This window comes from Euzebya sp. (assembly GCF_964222135.1).
GTDB lineage: Bacteria > Actinomycetota > Nitriliruptoria > Euzebyales > Euzebyaceae > Euzebya.
This window is the reverse complement of sequence record NZ_CAXQBR010000089.1, coordinates 1-15,449: the sequence shown is the minus strand read 5'-3', so window position 1 is coordinate 15,449 and position 15,449 is coordinate 1. Positions and strand designations below refer to the sequence as shown.

Genomic DNA, 15,449 nt, shown 5'->3' with positions numbered 1-15,449 from the left:
GGTGGTGCGCCACGACGCCGTGCAGGGCCGGGCCTCACCCGCACGCGATGCGGACCTCGAGTCGCGCGCCCTCGCCCGGGGCGCTCGTGAACCCGAGCTCGGCGCCCACCCCGACGGCGCGCTCCCGCATGGACCGCAGGCCGAGGTGGCCCGGGTAGTCAGCGGTCGGGTCGAAGCCGACGCCGTCGTCGACGATCACCAGCGCCAGCCGCCCTCCGTCGACGCCGAGGGTCACCGTGACCGCCGTCGCATCCGCGTGCTTGACCACGTTGTGCAGCGCCTCCTGCGCGATGCGGTACAGCGCCTCCTTCGTCGCGATCGGGAGGTCCGGCTCGGGACCCAGTGCCGCCGTCACGTCGATCTGGTGGCGGGCGCGCACGGCGCGGAGCTGGCGGTCGAGCGCGGCGACCAGCCCCTCTGCCTCGAGCGCCTCGGGGCGCAGCTCGAAGATCAGCGCGCGCATCTCCGCCAGCCCCGCCTCGGCCAGGCCGACGACGTAGTCGAGCGGCTCGACCAGCGCCTCGGGCCCCCGGTCGACGACCTGGCGGGCCGTCTTGGCCCCGAGGGCGATCCCGTACAGGGCCTGGGACACCGAGTCGTGCAGCTCGCGCGCCAGCCGCTGGCGCTCCTCGAGGGCCGCCGATCGCTGCACCGCCGTGTACAGGCGCGCGTTCTCCACCGCAGCGGCCGCCTGGTCGGCCAGGGCCCGGAGGAAGGCCCGCTCGCCGTCGTCGACCTCGACCCCGGGCGGGTAGTAGACGCACAGCCCGCCCAGGTTGCGGCGCTGCGGGTCGAGGGGCACGACCAGCATCCCGGTCCACTCCACCAGGGGCATCAGCGGCTGGAGCGGGCCGAAGACGTCGTCGGCCAGGACCATGTCGCGGGCGTCGGGGACCCAGAGGCTCTCCTGGCGGCGGACGGCGGTGACGATGGGGGTCTCGACGTCGCTGCGCCACAGCTCGGCCAGCGCCTCGGGGTAGCCGTCGGGCAGTCCGTGGTGGTGGACCGACTCCAACCCCTCCGTGGCCGGATCGACGAGCTGCACCGAGCAGGCGGTCGCCCGGCTGGCCTCCACGACGGTGGCGGCCAGACGGGACAGGGTGGTGGCGAGCGGCTGGTCGACGGTCAGGCTCTCCGCCACGGCCGCGAGGGCCCGGACCCGGCCGCGGAGCGCCTCCTCGGCCCGGCTGGCGCGGATCGCCGTGGCGATCGTCGAGGCCGCGGCCCGGAGCGCATCCAGCTCGGCCTCGGTCCAGACCCGCTCGAAGGCGCACTCGTCGAAGCCGATCATCCCCCACCAGCGACCCTCGACGGTGATGGGGACCACCGCGATGGAGAGGGTCTCGTCCGCGGTCAGCTGCACCTGCTCCACGGGCCTGAAGTCGCGTCGCAGGCCGTGGACGGTCTCGCCGCGCTGGAACCGCTCGACCCACCGGCCGAAGCCGATCCCCCGGTAGGGCATCGCCAGCAGCGTGGGATCGTCGGCGATCGAGCGGACCCCGGGCGCCGCCCACTCGAAGCGCTGGGTGGCCCACACCTCCCCGTCGCCGTCCCAGCGGTAGTTCTCGAACAGGTAGACCCGCGAGGTGCCGGTGGCCTGCGCCAGGCCGATCAGGGCCTGGGGCATCTTGGCCTCCCAGGGCTCAGCCGGGTCGAGGAAGCTCTCGGCAGCCAGCCGGACGGCTTCGAGGATCGCCCCGCGCCGGGCCAGGGCCTCGTCCGGAGTGGCCCCGCGCAGGCTCGTCACCGCGGCCCCCCGGGAGGTCCGCCGAAGGTCTGACCCGATCTCCGCCGGACACCGCATGCCGCGACGTCGGCGCGGGGGGACCCTGTGGTCACCTGCTCGTCCCCTCGCCCGTCAGGACCGCCGTGCCCACCCGACCACCCCGCCGCCGCCTCGCGGTCGTCGACGTGGATGCGGGCGTGGGGCGCGGCGTGGCGCTGCGGGTGGCCGCCGAGGCGGACCTGGAGGTGGTCGCCACGACCGCCGACGCCCGCGCCACGGCGGGCGTGCCGCTCGACGCGGTGGTGCTCAGCGCGCGGCGGGTCGACGACGCGGTGCTGGCCGCGCTGGCCAAGGCGGCGCGCACCCACCCGGGCGTCCCGGTCGTGGTCGTGAGCCTCGACGACAGCGCCGCGTGCCCGTCCGAGGGGTCGGCGACGGCGTTCGTGTCGATGCACGACGGCGACGACGCGCTGCTGGCCGTGCTCCGCGAGGTCTGCGACCGGCGCGCCGGCACGCCGTGCGGGCGCTGCTGACCGCCCCTCCCCCGCCGGGTCACCGCGCCGGGCTGGCCATGACGCCGGCCTCGGCGGGCGGGACCAGGCCGACGCGGATCGCGTGGAGGGCCGCCTGGGTGCGGCTCTGCACGCCGAGCTTGGCCAGGACGCGGCTGACGTGGGTCTTGACGGTCTTCTCGCCGATGACCAGCTCGCGGGCGATGTCCCGGTTCGAACAGCCGCGCGCGATCAGGCACAGCACGTCGGTCTCGCGTGCGGTCAGCGACTGGGGCTGCTCCGGCCCGCGGACCTCCCGCACCAGCCGGGCGGCGGCCGCGGGGGCCAGGCGCACCTCGCCGCGGGCGGCGGCGTGGATGGTGCGGCACAGCTCGTCGGCGTCGGTGTCCTTCAGCAGGTAGCCGGTCGCGCCGGCCTGCACCGCGCCGATGACCTTCTCGTCCTCGAGGACGCTGGTGACCGCGACGACCTCGACCTCGGGCATCTCGGCCTTGATCGCCGCGATCGCCGCGACACCGTCCATCACGGGCATCACCAGGTCCATCACCACCACGTCGGGCGTGTGGCGGCGGACCTTGTGGAGGGCCTCCCGGCCGTCGGCGGCCTCGTCGACGACCTCGATGTCGGGGTCGAGGGACAGGAACATGCGGAGGCCCTGGCGCACGACCCGGTGGTCGTCGACCAGGAGGACGCGGACGGACATCGCGAACGGCTCCTGTGGACGCCGCCGGACCCCTCGTCCGCCGGCTGGGGGACCTGCCGAGTGTACGCGATCTCCACTTCTGGTGCGGCACGGGAGGCCGATGCCGGGTCCGCCGAAGGGCTGACTCGCCGTTCGGCGCAAGGCCCGACGGCGCCGCCGGGTCCCCTCCATAGCGTCCTCGTCGACCGGTCGGGACCGCCACCGGCCACCCCCACCGACGAGGAACCGCCCCCATGTCATCTGTTCTCACCATCCCGGACGCCACCCGTCCGCAGCACAGCCCGGCCGCCGCCCGCGCCGTCGACCTGACGAAGGTCTACGGCAGCGGAGAGGCCGCCGTCCACGCCCTCGCCGGCGTGTCCGTCGACTTCCGCACCGCGGAGTTCACCGCCGTCATGGGCCCCTCGGGCTCCGGCAAGTCCACCCTCATGCACTGCATGGCGGCCCTCGACACCCCGACCAGCGGCACGGTCACGATCGGCGACACCGAGGTGAGCGGCCTGGACGACCGCCGGCTCACCACCCTGCGTCGCGACCGGATCGGCTTCGTCTTCCAGTCCTTCAACCTGCTGCCGATGCTGACCGCCGCGGAGAACATCACCCTCCCCCAGCGCCTGGCAGGTCGGACGGCCGACGCCGGCTGGCTCGACCGGGTCGTCGACATGGTCGGCCTCCGCGATCGGCTCGGCCACCGCCCCGCGGAGCTGTCCGGCGGCCAGCAGCAGCGCGTCGCCGTCGCCCGCGCCCTGGCCGGCCGCCCCGACATCGTCTTCGCCGACGAGCCCCCCGGCAACCTGGACTCGCGCAGCGGTGCGGAGGTCCTCCGCTTCATGCGCCGCAGCGTCGACGAGCACGGCCAGACCATCGTGATGGTCACCCACGACCCGACCGCCGCCGCCCACGCCGACCGGGTCGTCTTCCTCGCCGACGGCCGGCTGGTCGGCGAGCTCACCGACCCGACGGCAGAGGCCGTCCTCGACACCATGAAGGGGCTGGGTGCGTAGCGATGCTCTCCACCGTCATCAAGAGCCTGCTGGCGCACAAGGTGCGCCTGTCCATGACCGCCCTCTCGGTGGTGCTCGGCGTCGCGTTCGTCGCCGGCACCCTCGTCCTGACCGACACCCTCCGCGCCACCTTCGACGACCTGTTCGCCGAGGCCTACGCCGACATCGACGTCGCCGTCATGAGCGCGGAGTCCGACGACAGCGCCGTCGCCACCGACGCATCCGGCGTCCCGGTCGACGTCGTGGACCGGATCACCGCGGTGGAGGGGGTCGCCGCCGCCATGGGCGACGTCCAGGGCACCGCGGTGCTGCTCGACCTCGACGGCGAGCAGCTCGGCAACCCCCAGGCGCCGTCCATCGCCGGATCGGTGCCCACCGAGGAGGGGATGTCCGCCGTCGTGCTCCGCGAGGGCCGCTTCGCCGAGACCGCCGACGAGGTCGTCGTCGACGTCGGCACCGCCACCACCGAGGACCTGGTCGTCGGCGACCGCGTGCAGGTCGTCGCCGACGGCCCCGCCACCACCCACACGATCGTCGGCTTCATCGGCTACGGCGACCTCGACAACCTCGCCGGCGCCACGATGGCGCTGTTCGACCCGGACACCGCCTTCGAGCGGTTCAACACCGACGGCGGCTACGCCATGGTCACCGTCGCCGCCGACGGGGTCGACCACGACGTCCTCCGCGACCGGATCGCCCGCGCGATCGGGGCGGACTACGAGGTGCTGACCAGCGCCCAGCTCGGCGAGGACGCCGCGTCCCAGGTCACCGAGGGGCTGGGGATCATCACCACCGCCCTGCTGGTCTTCGCCGGCATCAGCCTGTTCGTCGGCTCGTTCATCATCGCGAACACCTTCGGGATCATCGTCGCCCAGCGCACCCGCGAGCTGGCGCTGCTCCGCGCGGTCGGCGCGAGCCGTCGTCAGGTGGTCGCGTCGGTGCTGGGTGAGGCGCTGGCGGTCGGGGTCGTCGGGTCGGTCGTCGGCGTCGGCGTCGGGGTCGGCGTGGCCGCCGGGCTGCGCAGCGTGCTGGACACCTTCGGCCTGACCCTCCCCGAGGGCCCGCTGGTCGTCGAGCCCGCCACCGCCGTCGTCGGCCTGGCCGTCGGCGTGGTCGTCACCACCCTCGCCGCGATCGGCCCGGCCCTGCGCGCCGTCCGCGTCCCCCCGGTCGCGGCCCTGCAGGCCGTCGCGGTGCCCGCCACCCCGCGGGGCGGGAGGGTCCGGAACGTCCTCGGCGTGCTCGTCCTGCTCGGCGGCCTGGCCGTCATGAGCGCCGGCCTGCTGGCCGGCGGCGGTGCCGCGGTGGCCGGTGGCGGGGCGGCGATGGTGATGGTCGGCATGTCCCTGCTGGCCGCGGTGGTCGCCCGCCCGGTCGTCGGGCTGATGGGGGTGCCGATCGCCCGGGTGATGGGCATCCGCGGCGACCTGGCCCGCCAGAACGCGATGCGCAACCCGACCCGGACCGCGTCGACCGCGTCGGCGCTGATGATCGGCCTCGGCCTGGTGACGTTCACGATGATCTTCGCGTCGTCGATCACCGCGTCCACGTCGGCCTCGATCGACGAGTCCTTCCTGGCCGAGTTCAACATCCGCTCCACCCAGGTCGGCCCCGTCGGCATCCCCGAGCAGGTCGTCGGCGCGGTCGAGTCCGTCGACGGGGTCGCCGCGGTCAACGCGATGACCTACACCGACTTCACCCACGCGGGCACCGAGATCTTCGGCGCCGGCGTCGACCCGGCCACCTTCGGCCAGACCCTGGTCGTCGACGAGGTCGAGGGGGCGATGGCCGATCTGGCCGAGGGCGGGGTGGCGGTCAAGGCCGCCGTGGCGGAGGACGAGGGGTGGCACGTCGGCGACGTCGTCGACCTGACCTTCCCCTCCGCCGGTGAGGTCGCCGTGCCGATCCGCGCGGTGTTCGAGGCCGACGTCGACACCTCGTGGCTGTTCGACAACGCGACGGTCCGCGAGGTGACCGAGGGTGCGCCGCTGGGGCAGCTGTTCGTCCGGTTGGCCGACGGCGTGGACGTCGACGAGGCCCGCGCGGACCTGGAGGTGGCGTTGGGCCCGTTCCCCACCGCGCGGCTGATGGACCAGGCGGAGCTGAAGGCGGACCTGCAGGCGCAGGTCGACCAAATGCTCGGGCTGATGTCGGCGCTCCTGGTGCTGTCGATCGTCATCGCGCTGGTCGGGATCGTGAACACCCTCGGCCTGAGCGTCTACGAGCGGATTCGCGAGCTCGGGCTGCTCCGCGCCGTCGGGGCCTCCCGCCGGCAGGTCCGGGCGATGGTCCGCTGGGAGGCGGTGCTGATCGCCGGCCTCGGCGCCACCCTCGGGTTGGCGATCGGGGTCACGTTCGGGCGGCTGATGACGCTCGCCCTCGCCGACCAGGGGATCAGCACCTTCGAGGTGCCGGCCGCCCAGCTGGTCATCGGGTTCGTCGCGGCCGCGCTGGCCGGGATCGCCGCGGCGATCCTCCCCGCCCGACGGGCCAGCCGGGTCGACGTGCTGAAGGCCCTGCAGATGAGCTGATCAGCGCCGCGACCGTCCCGGCGCCGGACCCCCGCGGTGGGGTCCGGCGCCCTCCGGCGTCCTGGGACGGTCCTCAGCCAGGCCGGAGGTGGTGGAGGAGCGCGCGGCCGTAGGCGTCCGCGGCGGTCGGTGCGGTGTAGGCCGTGCGGACCTCGTGGACCTCGACGAGGACGTGCCAGTGGTCGCCGTCCCGCTCGAGGGCGGCGAAGGCGTTCCCGAGCCGCTCGCGGAGCTGGTGCTCGTGGGGCAACCAGATCACCTCGCGCAGCATGATCGCGTCGAGCGCCCACTCGGTCGTGCCGTTGAACGCGATCGCGGCACCGGCGGGGGTGTGACGGACCTCGCAGACCATGTCGGAGATCCGGAACACCCGGTCGTCGAGGTCCCGGTCGGGGATGAGGAAGCGGTCCCCGTCGACGGGGTCCCAGACCAGGCCGGCGTCACGGAGGTCCCGGGCCAGCTCGGTGGAGATCACGGATCCCAGCCTGGCCGGGTGACGCCGAGCTGTCCACGCTCACGGCCATCACCTGGGTGCACCAGCCGCTCCCAGCGACGGCGCCCGCACCCACGGCGAACCGGCCCCGACCACCTGGGTGCACCAGCCGCTCCCAGCGACGGCGCCCGCACCCACCCCGAACCGGCCCCGACCACCTGGGTGCACCAGCCGCTCCCAGCGACGGCGCCCGCACCCACGGCGAACCGGCCCCGACCACCTGGGTGCACCAGCCGCTCCCAGCGACGGCGACCGCACCCACCCCGAACCGACCCCGACCACCCGGGTGCACCAGCCGCTCCCAGAGACGGCGACCGCACCCACCGCGAGCTCAGCCGCGGTCGAGGTGCCGGCGGATCTCGCCTCCCGCCCTGCGCGGTTGGCCCCGATCGTGCTGGCCGAGGGGCCGTAGCCGAGCAGGTGGATCCGCGGGTCGCCGGCGACGTGCGTCCCGTCCACGCGGATCCCGCCCTCCGGCCCTCGCAACCGCAGCGGCGCGAGGTGGTCCAGGGCGTGGCGGAACCCGGTGGCCCACAGGATCACGTCCGCGCGGACGAACCGGGGGCCTCCCTCCGACCCCTCGTCCCACACCACCCCGTCCGGCACGACCCGGTCGAACATCGGCTGGCGCGCGAGGGCGCCACGGCGACGCGCCTCCTCCACCGGCGGGGTGACCGCCAGCCCGGTGACGCTGACCACGCTGGCAGGTCGCCGGCCCTCCTCGACCGCGTCGGCCACCTTCGCGACGGCGGCCCTCCCCGCCTCCTCGTCGAAGGGACCCTCGCGCCACCGGGGCGGCCGCCGGGTCACCCACGTCGTCGACGTCACCCGGCTGATCTCGGCCAGGTGCTGGATCGCGGAGTGCCCGCCGCCGACCACGACGACGTGCTGGCCGGCGAACCCGTCGGGGCCGTCGTAGTCGTGGGTGTGCAGCTGGCGGCCGCGGAAGGACCCCATCCCGGGGTAGCTGGGCCAGAACGGACGCGTCCACGTGCCGGTGGCGTTCACGACGACCCGGGTCCGCCACACCCCCTCGTCGGCGCGGACGACCAGTCGCCCGTCGCCAGCCTCCTCCACCGACCGCACGGCGACCGGTCGCCGGACCGGCAGGTCGAACGTCCGCTCGTAGTCGGCGAAGTACGCCGGCACCACGTCGCTGGCCCGGGCGTCGGGGTCCGCCGGCGGGACGTCCATCCCGGGCAGCTCGTGGATCCCGTGCACGTCGCGCATGGTCAGCGTCGGCCAGCGGTGCTGCCACGCGCCGCCCGGCGCCGCGTCCGCGTCCAGCACGACGAACTCGTCGCCGCCGAACCCACGCCGGGACAGGAAGTGCGCCGCGGACAGGCCGGCCTGGCCCGCGCCGATGACGACGACCTCGACGTCGCGGACAGCGCCCGCACGCACGACGGCGGCCGGGCTGTCCGGCCCGACCGCCGCGATGGCTTCCCGTGCGCGATCAGCGGTCGCGGTCACCGCCCTCCTCCTCGGCCTTCCACCCGCTGGGTGAGGTCTCGGAGTCGGTCTGGGTGTGCTGGACGGCCTCGACGACCTCGTCGGGGTCCTTCTGGTCGGCGTCCTCGACGCCCATCGACTTGGCGGACTCGCGCAGCTCCTCCACCTCGCGCTCGTCGGTGGGGCGGTCCGTCGGCTTCTGGTCGTTCGCGCTGTGGTCCTGGGCCATGGCGGGCTCCTCTCTCGGGTGACCTCTGGACTCGGTGCCCTACCCGTCGCCGGGCCCGCGAACCGGCCCGGCCGGTCACGTCGTCCCGCAGCTCCACGTCATCGCCTCCGCGTAGTTGGATTTTGAACTACAAGGTCGGCGCGGGCGGGAGCATTCCCGAGGGCCGAACGTCATCGCCTGCCGAGGACCACCGGCCTCACCTCGGCCGGCCCGCGAGGCGGACGATCGGAGGGTCTCCCCGACGTCGGAGGTCGTCATGCGCACGTCCGTCTCCCACCGCTCCTCGATCGGCGTCCCGCACCGCACCGGCGCGCGCCGCCACCACCCCTGTACGGCACTGGTCATCGTCGCCGTCGTCCTGGCCGCGCTCCTGACGCCCAGACCCGCAGGCGCTCAGGGGACGGCCACGATCGAGGTCCCCACCGGCGCGCTCACCGAGATCGAGATCAGCGACGTCCTGAACTGCGCGGTGCGCCACATCGCCGACGACCAGGGCGAGTTCTACGGCGACACCGCCTGCGCCACCCTGATCGCGACGGCGGGGACCCTGTTCGGTCCCGCCGACATCCCCGCCGGGAGCGCGGCCGGACCGCGGACCACGTTCACGCCGGTCAGCCAGTCCGCGGTCAGCGGGTCGGGCACCCAGGGCGACCCCCACCGGATCACCACCACCGTCGACCTGCCCGGCACCACCCTCCGGATCACCCAGGTCGACAGCTACGTCGCCGGGGAGGAGTCCTACCGCACCGACGTCACCGTCGAGAACGTCGGCGACCTCGGTGCCGACGGGATCCTGTACCGGGCCGGTGACTGCTACCTCCAGGACTCCGACGACGGCTACGGCCGCCAGGGGCCCGGCGGCGCGATCGCCTGCGTGGCGGTGGACGCCGACGGCACCGGCCCGGGCGACCGGGTGGAGCAGTGGCTCCCCCTGACCCCCGGCAGCCACTCCTACGAGGCCGGCTACAGCGAGGTGTGGGCCCGCATCGGCGCCCAGCAGCCCTTCGACGACACCTGCCGCTGCGACGAGCAGATCGACAACGGCGCCGGGCTGAGCTGGTCGTTCTCCCTGGCCCCGTCCGCTGCGGCGACCTACTCCCACCTGACGACGTTCTCGCCGGAGGGGCGGATCCCGCTGTCGACGGCGAAGACGGCGGAGGCCACGCCGGTCGGCCCGGGCGCGCCGGACCGCTACACGATCACCGTCCACAACCCGAACGACGAGGCCGTGACCGTGACCGAGGTGCGCGACACCCTCCCCGAGGGCTTCACCTACACCGCGGGCACCACGACCGGCGCGACGACCACCGACCCGCAGGTGACCGGGCGGACCCTCACCTGGGACGGCCCGCTCACCGCCCCGGCCGGTGGCACCGTGACCCTGACGTTCGGTGTCACCGCCAGCGCGGTGCCGGGCACCTACCACAACGAGGCGACCGCGCTGGCCGTCGACCACACGGTCAGCCCGACCGGCCCGACCGCACCGGTCCAGGTGGTGGAGGGGGACGTGCCCCGCATCGAGGGCGACGGCGTCCAGCGGGTGGCCATCAACCTGTGCCAGTTCCTGTTCACCGAACCGGACCAGGCCCGCACGGTGGTGCTGGCCCGCGACGACGTGTTCGCCGACGCGCTCGCGGGCGCGCCGCTCGCCGCGGACGACTCGTGCATCCTCTACACCGCCGGGGGGCCGACCGCGGCGCTGGACCCGGCCACGCGGACCGAGCTCGACCGCGCCCTCCCCGACGGCGGACGCGTGCGGATCATGGGTGGCACGAACGCGGTCTCCACGGCCGTCGAGTCCGAGCTGACCACGGCCGGCTACGTCGTCGAGCGCTTCGCCGGCCCGACGCGCTACGAGACGGCGGAGGCGATCGCCCGCCGGGTGGTCACCGAGCGTCCCGGCGCCACCGAGGCGCTGCTGGCCTTCGGCGAGCGCTTCCCGGACGCGGTGACCGGCGGTGCGTACGGCGCCGAGGCCGGCGTGCCGATCGTCCTGACCCCCACCGCCGCCCTGCACCCCGCAGCCCAGCGGGCGCTGACCGACCTGGGCATCACCACCACGACGGTCCTCGGCGGTCCGAACGCGATCAGCGACGTCGCAGCGGCGGCGGCGCCGGGCAGCCGTCGGATCGCGGGTGACAACCGGATGGGGACGGCCGCCGCGGTCGCCACCACCCTGTGGCCGGCGGTCCTCGACGGGCCCGTCGACCAGGTCGTGATCACCAACCTCGACCGCGAGGACGGGTGGGCGTTGACGCTCGCCTCCGCACCCCTGTCGGCCCGGAACGACGCGCCGCAGCTCGGGGTCGGCAGCGACCGCTGCCCCGCGGAGACCGCGGGGTTCCTGCAGGCGCTCGACCCCCGTGCGTCGACGGCGTTCATCATCGGCGACACCTCGTACGTGAGCGAGGCGGTGGCCGCCGACATCGTCGGCGACCTGGCGAGCTGACCCCCTCGGCCGGCGTCACTGGTGGGCGCCGGCCACCGCGATGTCGAAGGCGTTGCCCTCGGGGTCGGTGAAGCTGGCCCAGGTGGTGCCGTACTCGTCGAAGTCCCCGACGTGGGTGGCGCCGAGGGCGACGACGCGCGCGGTCTCCGCCGCGAGGTCCCCGTCGGCGACCAGGTCGACGTGGACCCGGTTCTTCGTCCCCGACGGCGGCTCGGGGACCATCAGGAACATCATGGCGGTCCGTCCCGGCTGGCGGTCGGCGATGCCGATGCCGGCGTAGTACGGGCTCGCGCCCTCGTCGACGGGCTGGTCGAGCACCTGGCTCCAGAAGGCGGCCAGGGCGGCGGCGTCGACGGCGTCGACGCAGATGTGGGCGATGCGTGCGGACATGGTGTGCTCCTCCTCGTCGTCAGCGGGTGACGGGCCAGCACACCTCGGTGCGCCAGCCCGCCGGGTCCGGGGCGTCGCCGGGACCGATCAGGTAGTGCTCGCGGATCGGGCCGGGCCCTTCGACGCCGGCCTCCGCCACGTGGCGGCCGAGCGCGCCGTAGGTCCGGTCGAGGTCGCCGTAGCCGCCGACGTGGGTGGCCACGGCGACGTCGCCGGCGGGCAGCTCGATGACCTCAAGGCCGCCCAGGTCCGCGCCGACGCGGGTGGCGGTGGCGATCGGGACGAACGCGGTCACCGTCCCGGCACCGTCGGCGAACCACGCATCGTCGTAGGTCGCCCCGAACGGGCCGACCGGCGCGACCCCCAGGTCCGCGAGGGCCCGCCCCAGCCGCGGGTGGGTGTCGGCGAACCAGTCGCTGATCGCGTCGACGTCGACGACGGTCGTGCGGGTCAGCGCCCGGCAGGCGGGGAGGTGGCGCCGCTCGACGACCAGGCCGCCCTCGACGTCATCGGACAGCAGGGCGCGGAGGCTCGCGACCGCCCAGCGGGTGCGGTCCAGGGCCGCCTCCATGCGGGCGAGGTGGGCAGCGATGACCCGGTCGCGGGCGTCGGGGTCGTCGGTGGCGAGGACCGCCGCGACCTCCTCGAGGGGCATCTCGAGCGCCCGCAGTCGACGGATCAGGTGGGCGGCCTCGGCCTGCTCGGGCGCGTAGCGGCGGTACCCGGTCCGGGGGTCGACCGCCGCGGGCTCGAGGAGACCGAGCTCGTGGTAGTGCCGCAGGGCGGGGACGCTCAGGTGGGCCAGACGGCTGAAGCTGCCGATGCTGAGCAGCGGAGGCGATGCGGGCATGTGCGCAGCATCGACCCTCAGGTCACCTGAGGGTCAAGGGCCTCGGTCGACCAGGGTCAGGCGCCGAGGGCTGCGATCACGTCGCGCACCAGCACGTCGATGCCGAGCTCCTCGCCGGGGAGGCCCGGGGTGAAGCCCTGGCGGACCACGACGAGGTCGGCAGAGGGAACCACGACGACCCGCTGCCCGTCGTGGCCCGACGCCCAGAACGCGTCGGCGGGCATCTCGGGGAACCGGAGGGACCCCTGCGCCGTCTCGTTGACCCACCAGTGGGCGGCGTGGCCCAGCTCCTCGGTCTCGACGTCGACCAGGGACGTCGTGTCGCCGACCCAGGTCTCGTCGACGAGCTGCTCGCCGTCCCACTCACCGCCCTGCAGGGCCCAGAGGCCGAACCGGGCCCAGTCCCGCGGGGTCGCCCAGACGTAGGAGGCGCAGACCAGCCCGCCGTCGGCATCCGGTTCGATGATGGCCGACGCCATGCCGAGCGGCTCGAACACCAGCTCGTGCAGCATCTCGGTGCCCATCCCGGACCGCTGCTGCATGACGTCGCAGAGGATGTTCGTGGTGCCCGAGGAGTACGACTGGAACGTGCCGGGGTCGTGGGCGAGCGGCTGGTCGGCCGCGAAGGCGCCCATGTCGTCCTCGAGGTAGAGCATCCGGGTGATCTCGGTGCCGAGGTCGTAGGCCTCGTCCCAGGACAGCCCGCTCGACATGCGCAGCAGGTCCTCGACGGTGATGTCCGCGCGCTCGTCGTCCCACGCCTCGAGCAGCCCGGCGTCGTCGACGTCGATGACCCCGTCGGCGACGAGACGCCCGAGCGCCATCCCCGTGACGCTCTTCGACATCGACCACCCGAGCTGGCGGGTGGAGGCGTCGAACCCCGCGGCGTACCGCTCGGCGACGATGCGGCCCTCGTGGACGACGACGACGGCGCGGGTGCCGACCTCCAGGCCGCTCGGGTGCCCCTCGGCGAAGGCCGCGTCGACCGCGGCGGTCAGCGCATCGACGTCGACGTCCGCCGGCGGGGGGCCGACGTCCTCGCCGGCGGGCCACTCCCCCTCCCCCGCCTCGACGGGGTCGGGGGCGGTCAGCTCGGGCCGCGCGTCGGCGAGGGTGCAGCCCAGCCCCTCGGCGTGGTACGCGGTCTGACGGGCCAGCAGCCCGAGGACGGACGACGTGACGGTCCCCTCCTCGGCGTCGACGGATGTGCGCAGGTACGGGACCAGCGGGTTCGGCGGCAGGTCCCGCGCGGGGGCGGCCGCGTCGCGACCGGCGACCAGCTGGACCGCGCAGGCGTTGTGGGCGGCGTACCCGGTGCCGGTCAGCAGCAGCGGTCTGGCGTAGAGGTACGCCCCGCCGAGCGCGACGACCAGCACTCCGAGGAGGACGAGCAGCACCCACCTGACTCGAGTCATGGCGCAGGACGGTAGCGAGGCGACCTCCGTCCGCCCAAACGGGCGAGGGCCCCGCGTCGCGGGGCCCTCGGGTCGGTGATGGGTGGTCGGCGGGCTGGTCGCGCCGATCGTGTCAGTGGAGGGCGACCTCGGCGTCGCGGAGGCGCCAGATGACCCAGCCGGTGCCGGTCAGGACCAGGCCGACGACGACCGCGAAGGCCGCCAGTGCGTAGGCCATGATCCCCATGTTCAGGCTGGTGGTCAGGGTGGTCGCGTCGAGCCAGGACATCCGGGCCTCGTTCGGCACCATCACGGGCTGGCCGTCGTCGTCCACGACCGCGTTGCCCTCCTCGTCGACCGCCTGCACCTCGCGCTCCATCTGGGAGTAGTACAGGCCGCCGGTCCGGTCCAGCTGGTGGTGGGTGATGATGTCGGACTGCGCCCACATCGTCAGCGGGCCGCGGACGGGCGCCTCGGCGATGCGGGCGTCCTCCGGGGTGGTGATGTCCTGGGTGGCGGCCTGGTCGTAGGTGTAGACCGCGCCGGCGAAGCCGCCCAGCACCGAGCCGATGCCGATCACCATGGCGGCGATGGCGACGATGGAGAACAGGCGGTGGGTCCGCAGCTTCATCGCCAGGGGGGCGGTCTCGGTGGTCTCGACGGTCTCGCGCTCGATGGTGCTCATCTGGATCGACTCCTCGTGTGCCGATGTCCCACACCTGGTGGTTCCTGGTGTCTCCGGGACGACCCACACGTTCGCCGAGTCCCTCAGTCCGCGACATGCCGACCGGCCCTGACCGCGCGGGACGGAGGTCCCCACGCCGGCCGGGACCTCCGGTCGGGACCCTCAGGTGAGGACCAGCAGGGCGAGCAGACCCCCCGCAGCCGCGTACAGCGCCGCGACCCACAGGGTCTGGCGGAGGATCTCCCCCTCCGCGCCCGCCAGGTCGACGGTCGCTCCCGCGGCGACGATGTTGTGCGGGCAGATGATGTTGCCGGTCGCCGCGCCGAAGTTCTGGCCGCCGGCGATGGCCGCCACGGGCAGGTCGACCGCCTGGGCCGTCGACACCTGGAAGTCGGTGAACAGGATGTTCGACGCCGTCGCCGACCCGGTGACGAAGGTCCCGAGCGTCCCGACGAAGGGGGCGAGGAGCGGCCACAGCCCGCCGGCGGCGCCCGCGGCAGCCGTGGCCAGGGTGTCGGTCATGCCCGCGTGGACCATGAGTCGCGACAGGCCGAGCATCCCGAGCAAGGCCACGGCGACGGGTCCGAGCTTCCGGACGGTGTAGCCGACGACCGCGACGACGTCGGCGCGGCCGAGGCGGTTGGCGACCACGCCGGCGACGAAGCCGACCGCCAGGACGGTGCCGGGGTGGTACAGCGGTTCGACGGAGCCGCTGAACGCGTCGGCGACCGTCCAGCTCCACGACACGCTGCGGAGGGCGTCCTGGACCGGCGGGACGAGCCGGGTGACCAGCACCACGCCGACCAGCACGAGGTAGGGCGCGCCGGCGAGGGCCAGGGCCCGTCCCGCCGGGGGGGCCGCCACGTCGTCGACGGGGCGGGCGAGGGACCCGGCCGGGGTGCCGGGGGCGGGTGCGCCCGCGGGCGCGGCGGTGGGGCCGGGGACCAGGCCGCGGCGCCGGCCGACGCCGAGCCCCGCGCTCCGGAGGCCGCCGCCGCGGAGGGCGCCGCCGAGGGGGGGGAGCTCGGGCC

At 74.5% G+C, this 15,449-nt stretch carries 13 protein-coding genes and 1 pseudogene; 4 read left to right on the top strand and 10 right to left on the bottom strand.

From position 1 onward, the window contains the following. Nucleotides 1–34: 34 nt before the first annotated feature. Nucleotides 35–1,747, bottom strand: coding sequence for a histidine kinase (locus tag ACEQ2X_RS19325; RefSeq protein ID WP_370327496.1), 1,713 nt, complete (start codon nucleotides 1,745–1,747; stop codon nucleotides 35–37). Between the two features lie 122 nt (nucleotides 1,748–1,869). Here ACEQ2X_RS19325 and ACEQ2X_RS19320 point away from each other — a divergent pair, with 122 nt between their 5' ends. Beyond that, the gene (locus ACEQ2X_RS19320) at nucleotides 1,870–2,259 is read left to right on the top strand and encodes a hypothetical protein (RefSeq protein WP_370327495.1); all 390 of its coding nucleotides are present in this window, start codon (nucleotides 1,870–1,872) and stop codon (nucleotides 2,257–2,259) included. Between the two features lie 19 nt (nucleotides 2,260–2,278). On the opposite strand, the gene ACEQ2X_RS19315 is transcribed toward ACEQ2X_RS19320, so the two are convergent. Continuing rightward, the gene (locus tag ACEQ2X_RS19315; RefSeq protein ID WP_370327494.1) at nucleotides 2,279–2,941 is read right to left on the bottom strand and encodes a response regulator; all 663 of its coding nucleotides are present in this window, start codon (nucleotides 2,939–2,941) and stop codon (nucleotides 2,279–2,281) included. Between the two features lie 233 nt (nucleotides 2,942–3,174). Between ACEQ2X_RS19315 and ACEQ2X_RS19310 the strand changes: the two genes are divergently transcribed. Together ACEQ2X_RS19310 and ACEQ2X_RS19305 are read left to right on the top strand one after the other, a co-directional pair. Further along, complete coding sequence (locus ACEQ2X_RS19310) at nucleotides 3,175–3,945, top strand: ABC transporter ATP-binding protein (protein WP_370327493.1); 771 nt, start codon at nucleotides 3,175–3,177, stop codon at nucleotides 3,943–3,945. A 2-nt stretch (nucleotides 3,946–3,947) separates the two neighbouring features. After that, nucleotides 3,948–6,476, top strand: a complete 2,529-nt coding sequence (locus ACEQ2X_RS19305) for an ABC transporter permease (protein WP_370327492.1) — start codon at nucleotides 3,948–3,950, stop codon at nucleotides 6,474–6,476. 73 nt (nucleotides 6,477–6,549) lie between these two features. On the opposite strand, the gene ACEQ2X_RS19300 is transcribed toward ACEQ2X_RS19305, so the two are convergent. The 3 genes and pseudogenes from ACEQ2X_RS19300 to ACEQ2X_RS19290 form a co-directional block, all read right to left on the bottom strand. Next, entirely contained in the window at nucleotides 6,550–6,951 is a 402-nt protein-coding gene (locus ACEQ2X_RS19300) for a pilus assembly protein CpaE (protein ID WP_370327491.1), read from the bottom strand. A gap of 378 nt (nucleotides 6,952–7,329) precedes the next feature. Next, nucleotides 7,330–8,373, bottom strand: a pseudogene (locus ACEQ2X_RS19295) (NAD(P)-binding domain-containing protein); the annotation flags it as partial. Nucleotides 8,374–8,425: 52 nt separating this feature from the next. Next, nucleotides 8,426–8,650: a hypothetical protein gene (locus ACEQ2X_RS19290; RefSeq protein ID WP_370327490.1), complete on the bottom strand. Its 225-nt coding sequence runs from the start codon at nucleotides 8,648–8,650 to the stop codon at nucleotides 8,426–8,428. Between the two features lie 256 nt (nucleotides 8,651–8,906). On the opposite strand from ACEQ2X_RS19290, the gene ACEQ2X_RS19285 reads away from it, so the two are divergent. Further along, on the top strand, nucleotides 8,907–11,099 hold the full coding sequence (locus ACEQ2X_RS19285; protein ID WP_370327489.1) for a cell wall-binding repeat-containing protein: 2,193 nt from the start codon (nucleotides 8,907–8,909) through the stop codon (nucleotides 11,097–11,099). 15 nt (nucleotides 11,100–11,114) lie between these two features. On the opposite strand, the gene ACEQ2X_RS19280 is transcribed toward ACEQ2X_RS19285, so the two are convergent. The 5 genes from ACEQ2X_RS19280 to ACEQ2X_RS19260 all read right to left on the bottom strand — a co-directional run. Beyond that, nucleotides 11,115–11,489: a VOC family protein gene (locus tag ACEQ2X_RS19280; RefSeq protein WP_370327488.1), complete on the bottom strand. Its 375-nt coding sequence runs from the start codon at nucleotides 11,487–11,489 to the stop codon at nucleotides 11,115–11,117. A gap of 19 nt (nucleotides 11,490–11,508) precedes the next feature. Continuing rightward, nucleotides 11,509–12,339, bottom strand: coding sequence for a MerR family transcriptional regulator (locus ACEQ2X_RS19275; RefSeq protein ID WP_370327487.1), 831 nt, complete (start codon nucleotides 12,337–12,339; stop codon nucleotides 11,509–11,511). Nucleotides 12,340–12,395: 56 nt separating this feature from the next. Beyond that, the gene (locus tag ACEQ2X_RS19270; protein WP_370327485.1) at nucleotides 12,396–13,754 is read right to left on the bottom strand and encodes a serine hydrolase domain-containing protein; all 1,359 of its coding nucleotides are present in this window, start codon (nucleotides 13,752–13,754) and stop codon (nucleotides 12,396–12,398) included. Between the two features lie 112 nt (nucleotides 13,755–13,866). Beyond that, a complete protein-coding gene (locus tag ACEQ2X_RS19265) occupies nucleotides 13,867–14,418 on the bottom strand; it encodes a hypothetical protein (protein WP_370327484.1) in 552 nt (183 codons plus the stop codon). A 162-nt stretch (nucleotides 14,419–14,580) separates the two neighbouring features. Further along, a partial coding sequence (locus ACEQ2X_RS19260; protein ID WP_370327483.1) for an L-lactate permease occupies nucleotides 14,581–15,449 on the bottom strand: 869 nt, incomplete at its 5' end.

Bases quoted from the DNA above. Each gene is read 5' to 3' on its own strand.
- ACEQ2X_RS19265 (WP_370327484.1), bottom strand. From the start codon at position 14,418: ATGAGCACCATCGAGCGCGAGACCGTCGAGACCACCGAGACCGCCCCC.
- ACEQ2X_RS19290 (WP_370327490.1), bottom strand. From the start codon at position 8,650: ATGGCCCAGGACCACAGCGCGAACGACCAGAAGCCGACGGACCGCCCC.
- ACEQ2X_RS19310 (WP_370327493.1), top strand. From the start codon at position 3,175: ATGTCATCTGTTCTCACCATCCCGGACGCCACCCGTCCGCAGCACAGC.
- ACEQ2X_RS19305 (WP_370327492.1), top strand. From the start codon at position 3,948: ATGCTCTCCACCGTCATCAAGAGCCTGCTGGCGCACAAGGTGCGCCTG.
- ACEQ2X_RS19280 (WP_370327488.1), bottom strand. From the start codon at position 11,489: ATGTCCGCACGCATCGCCCACATCTGCGTCGACGCCGTCGACGCCGCC.
- ACEQ2X_RS19270 (WP_370327485.1), bottom strand. From the start codon at position 13,754: ATGACTCGAGTCAGGTGGGTGCTGCTCGTCCTCCTCGGAGTGCTGGTC.
- ACEQ2X_RS19275 (WP_370327487.1), bottom strand. From the start codon at position 12,339: ATGCCCGCATCGCCTCCGCTGCTCAGCATCGGCAGCTTCAGCCGTCTG.
- ACEQ2X_RS19285 (WP_370327489.1), top strand. From the start codon at position 8,907: ATGCGCACGTCCGTCTCCCACCGCTCCTCGATCGGCGTCCCGCACCGC.
- ACEQ2X_RS19315 (WP_370327494.1), bottom strand. From the start codon at position 2,941: ATGTCCGTCCGCGTCCTCCTGGTCGACGACCACCGGGTCGTGCGCCAG.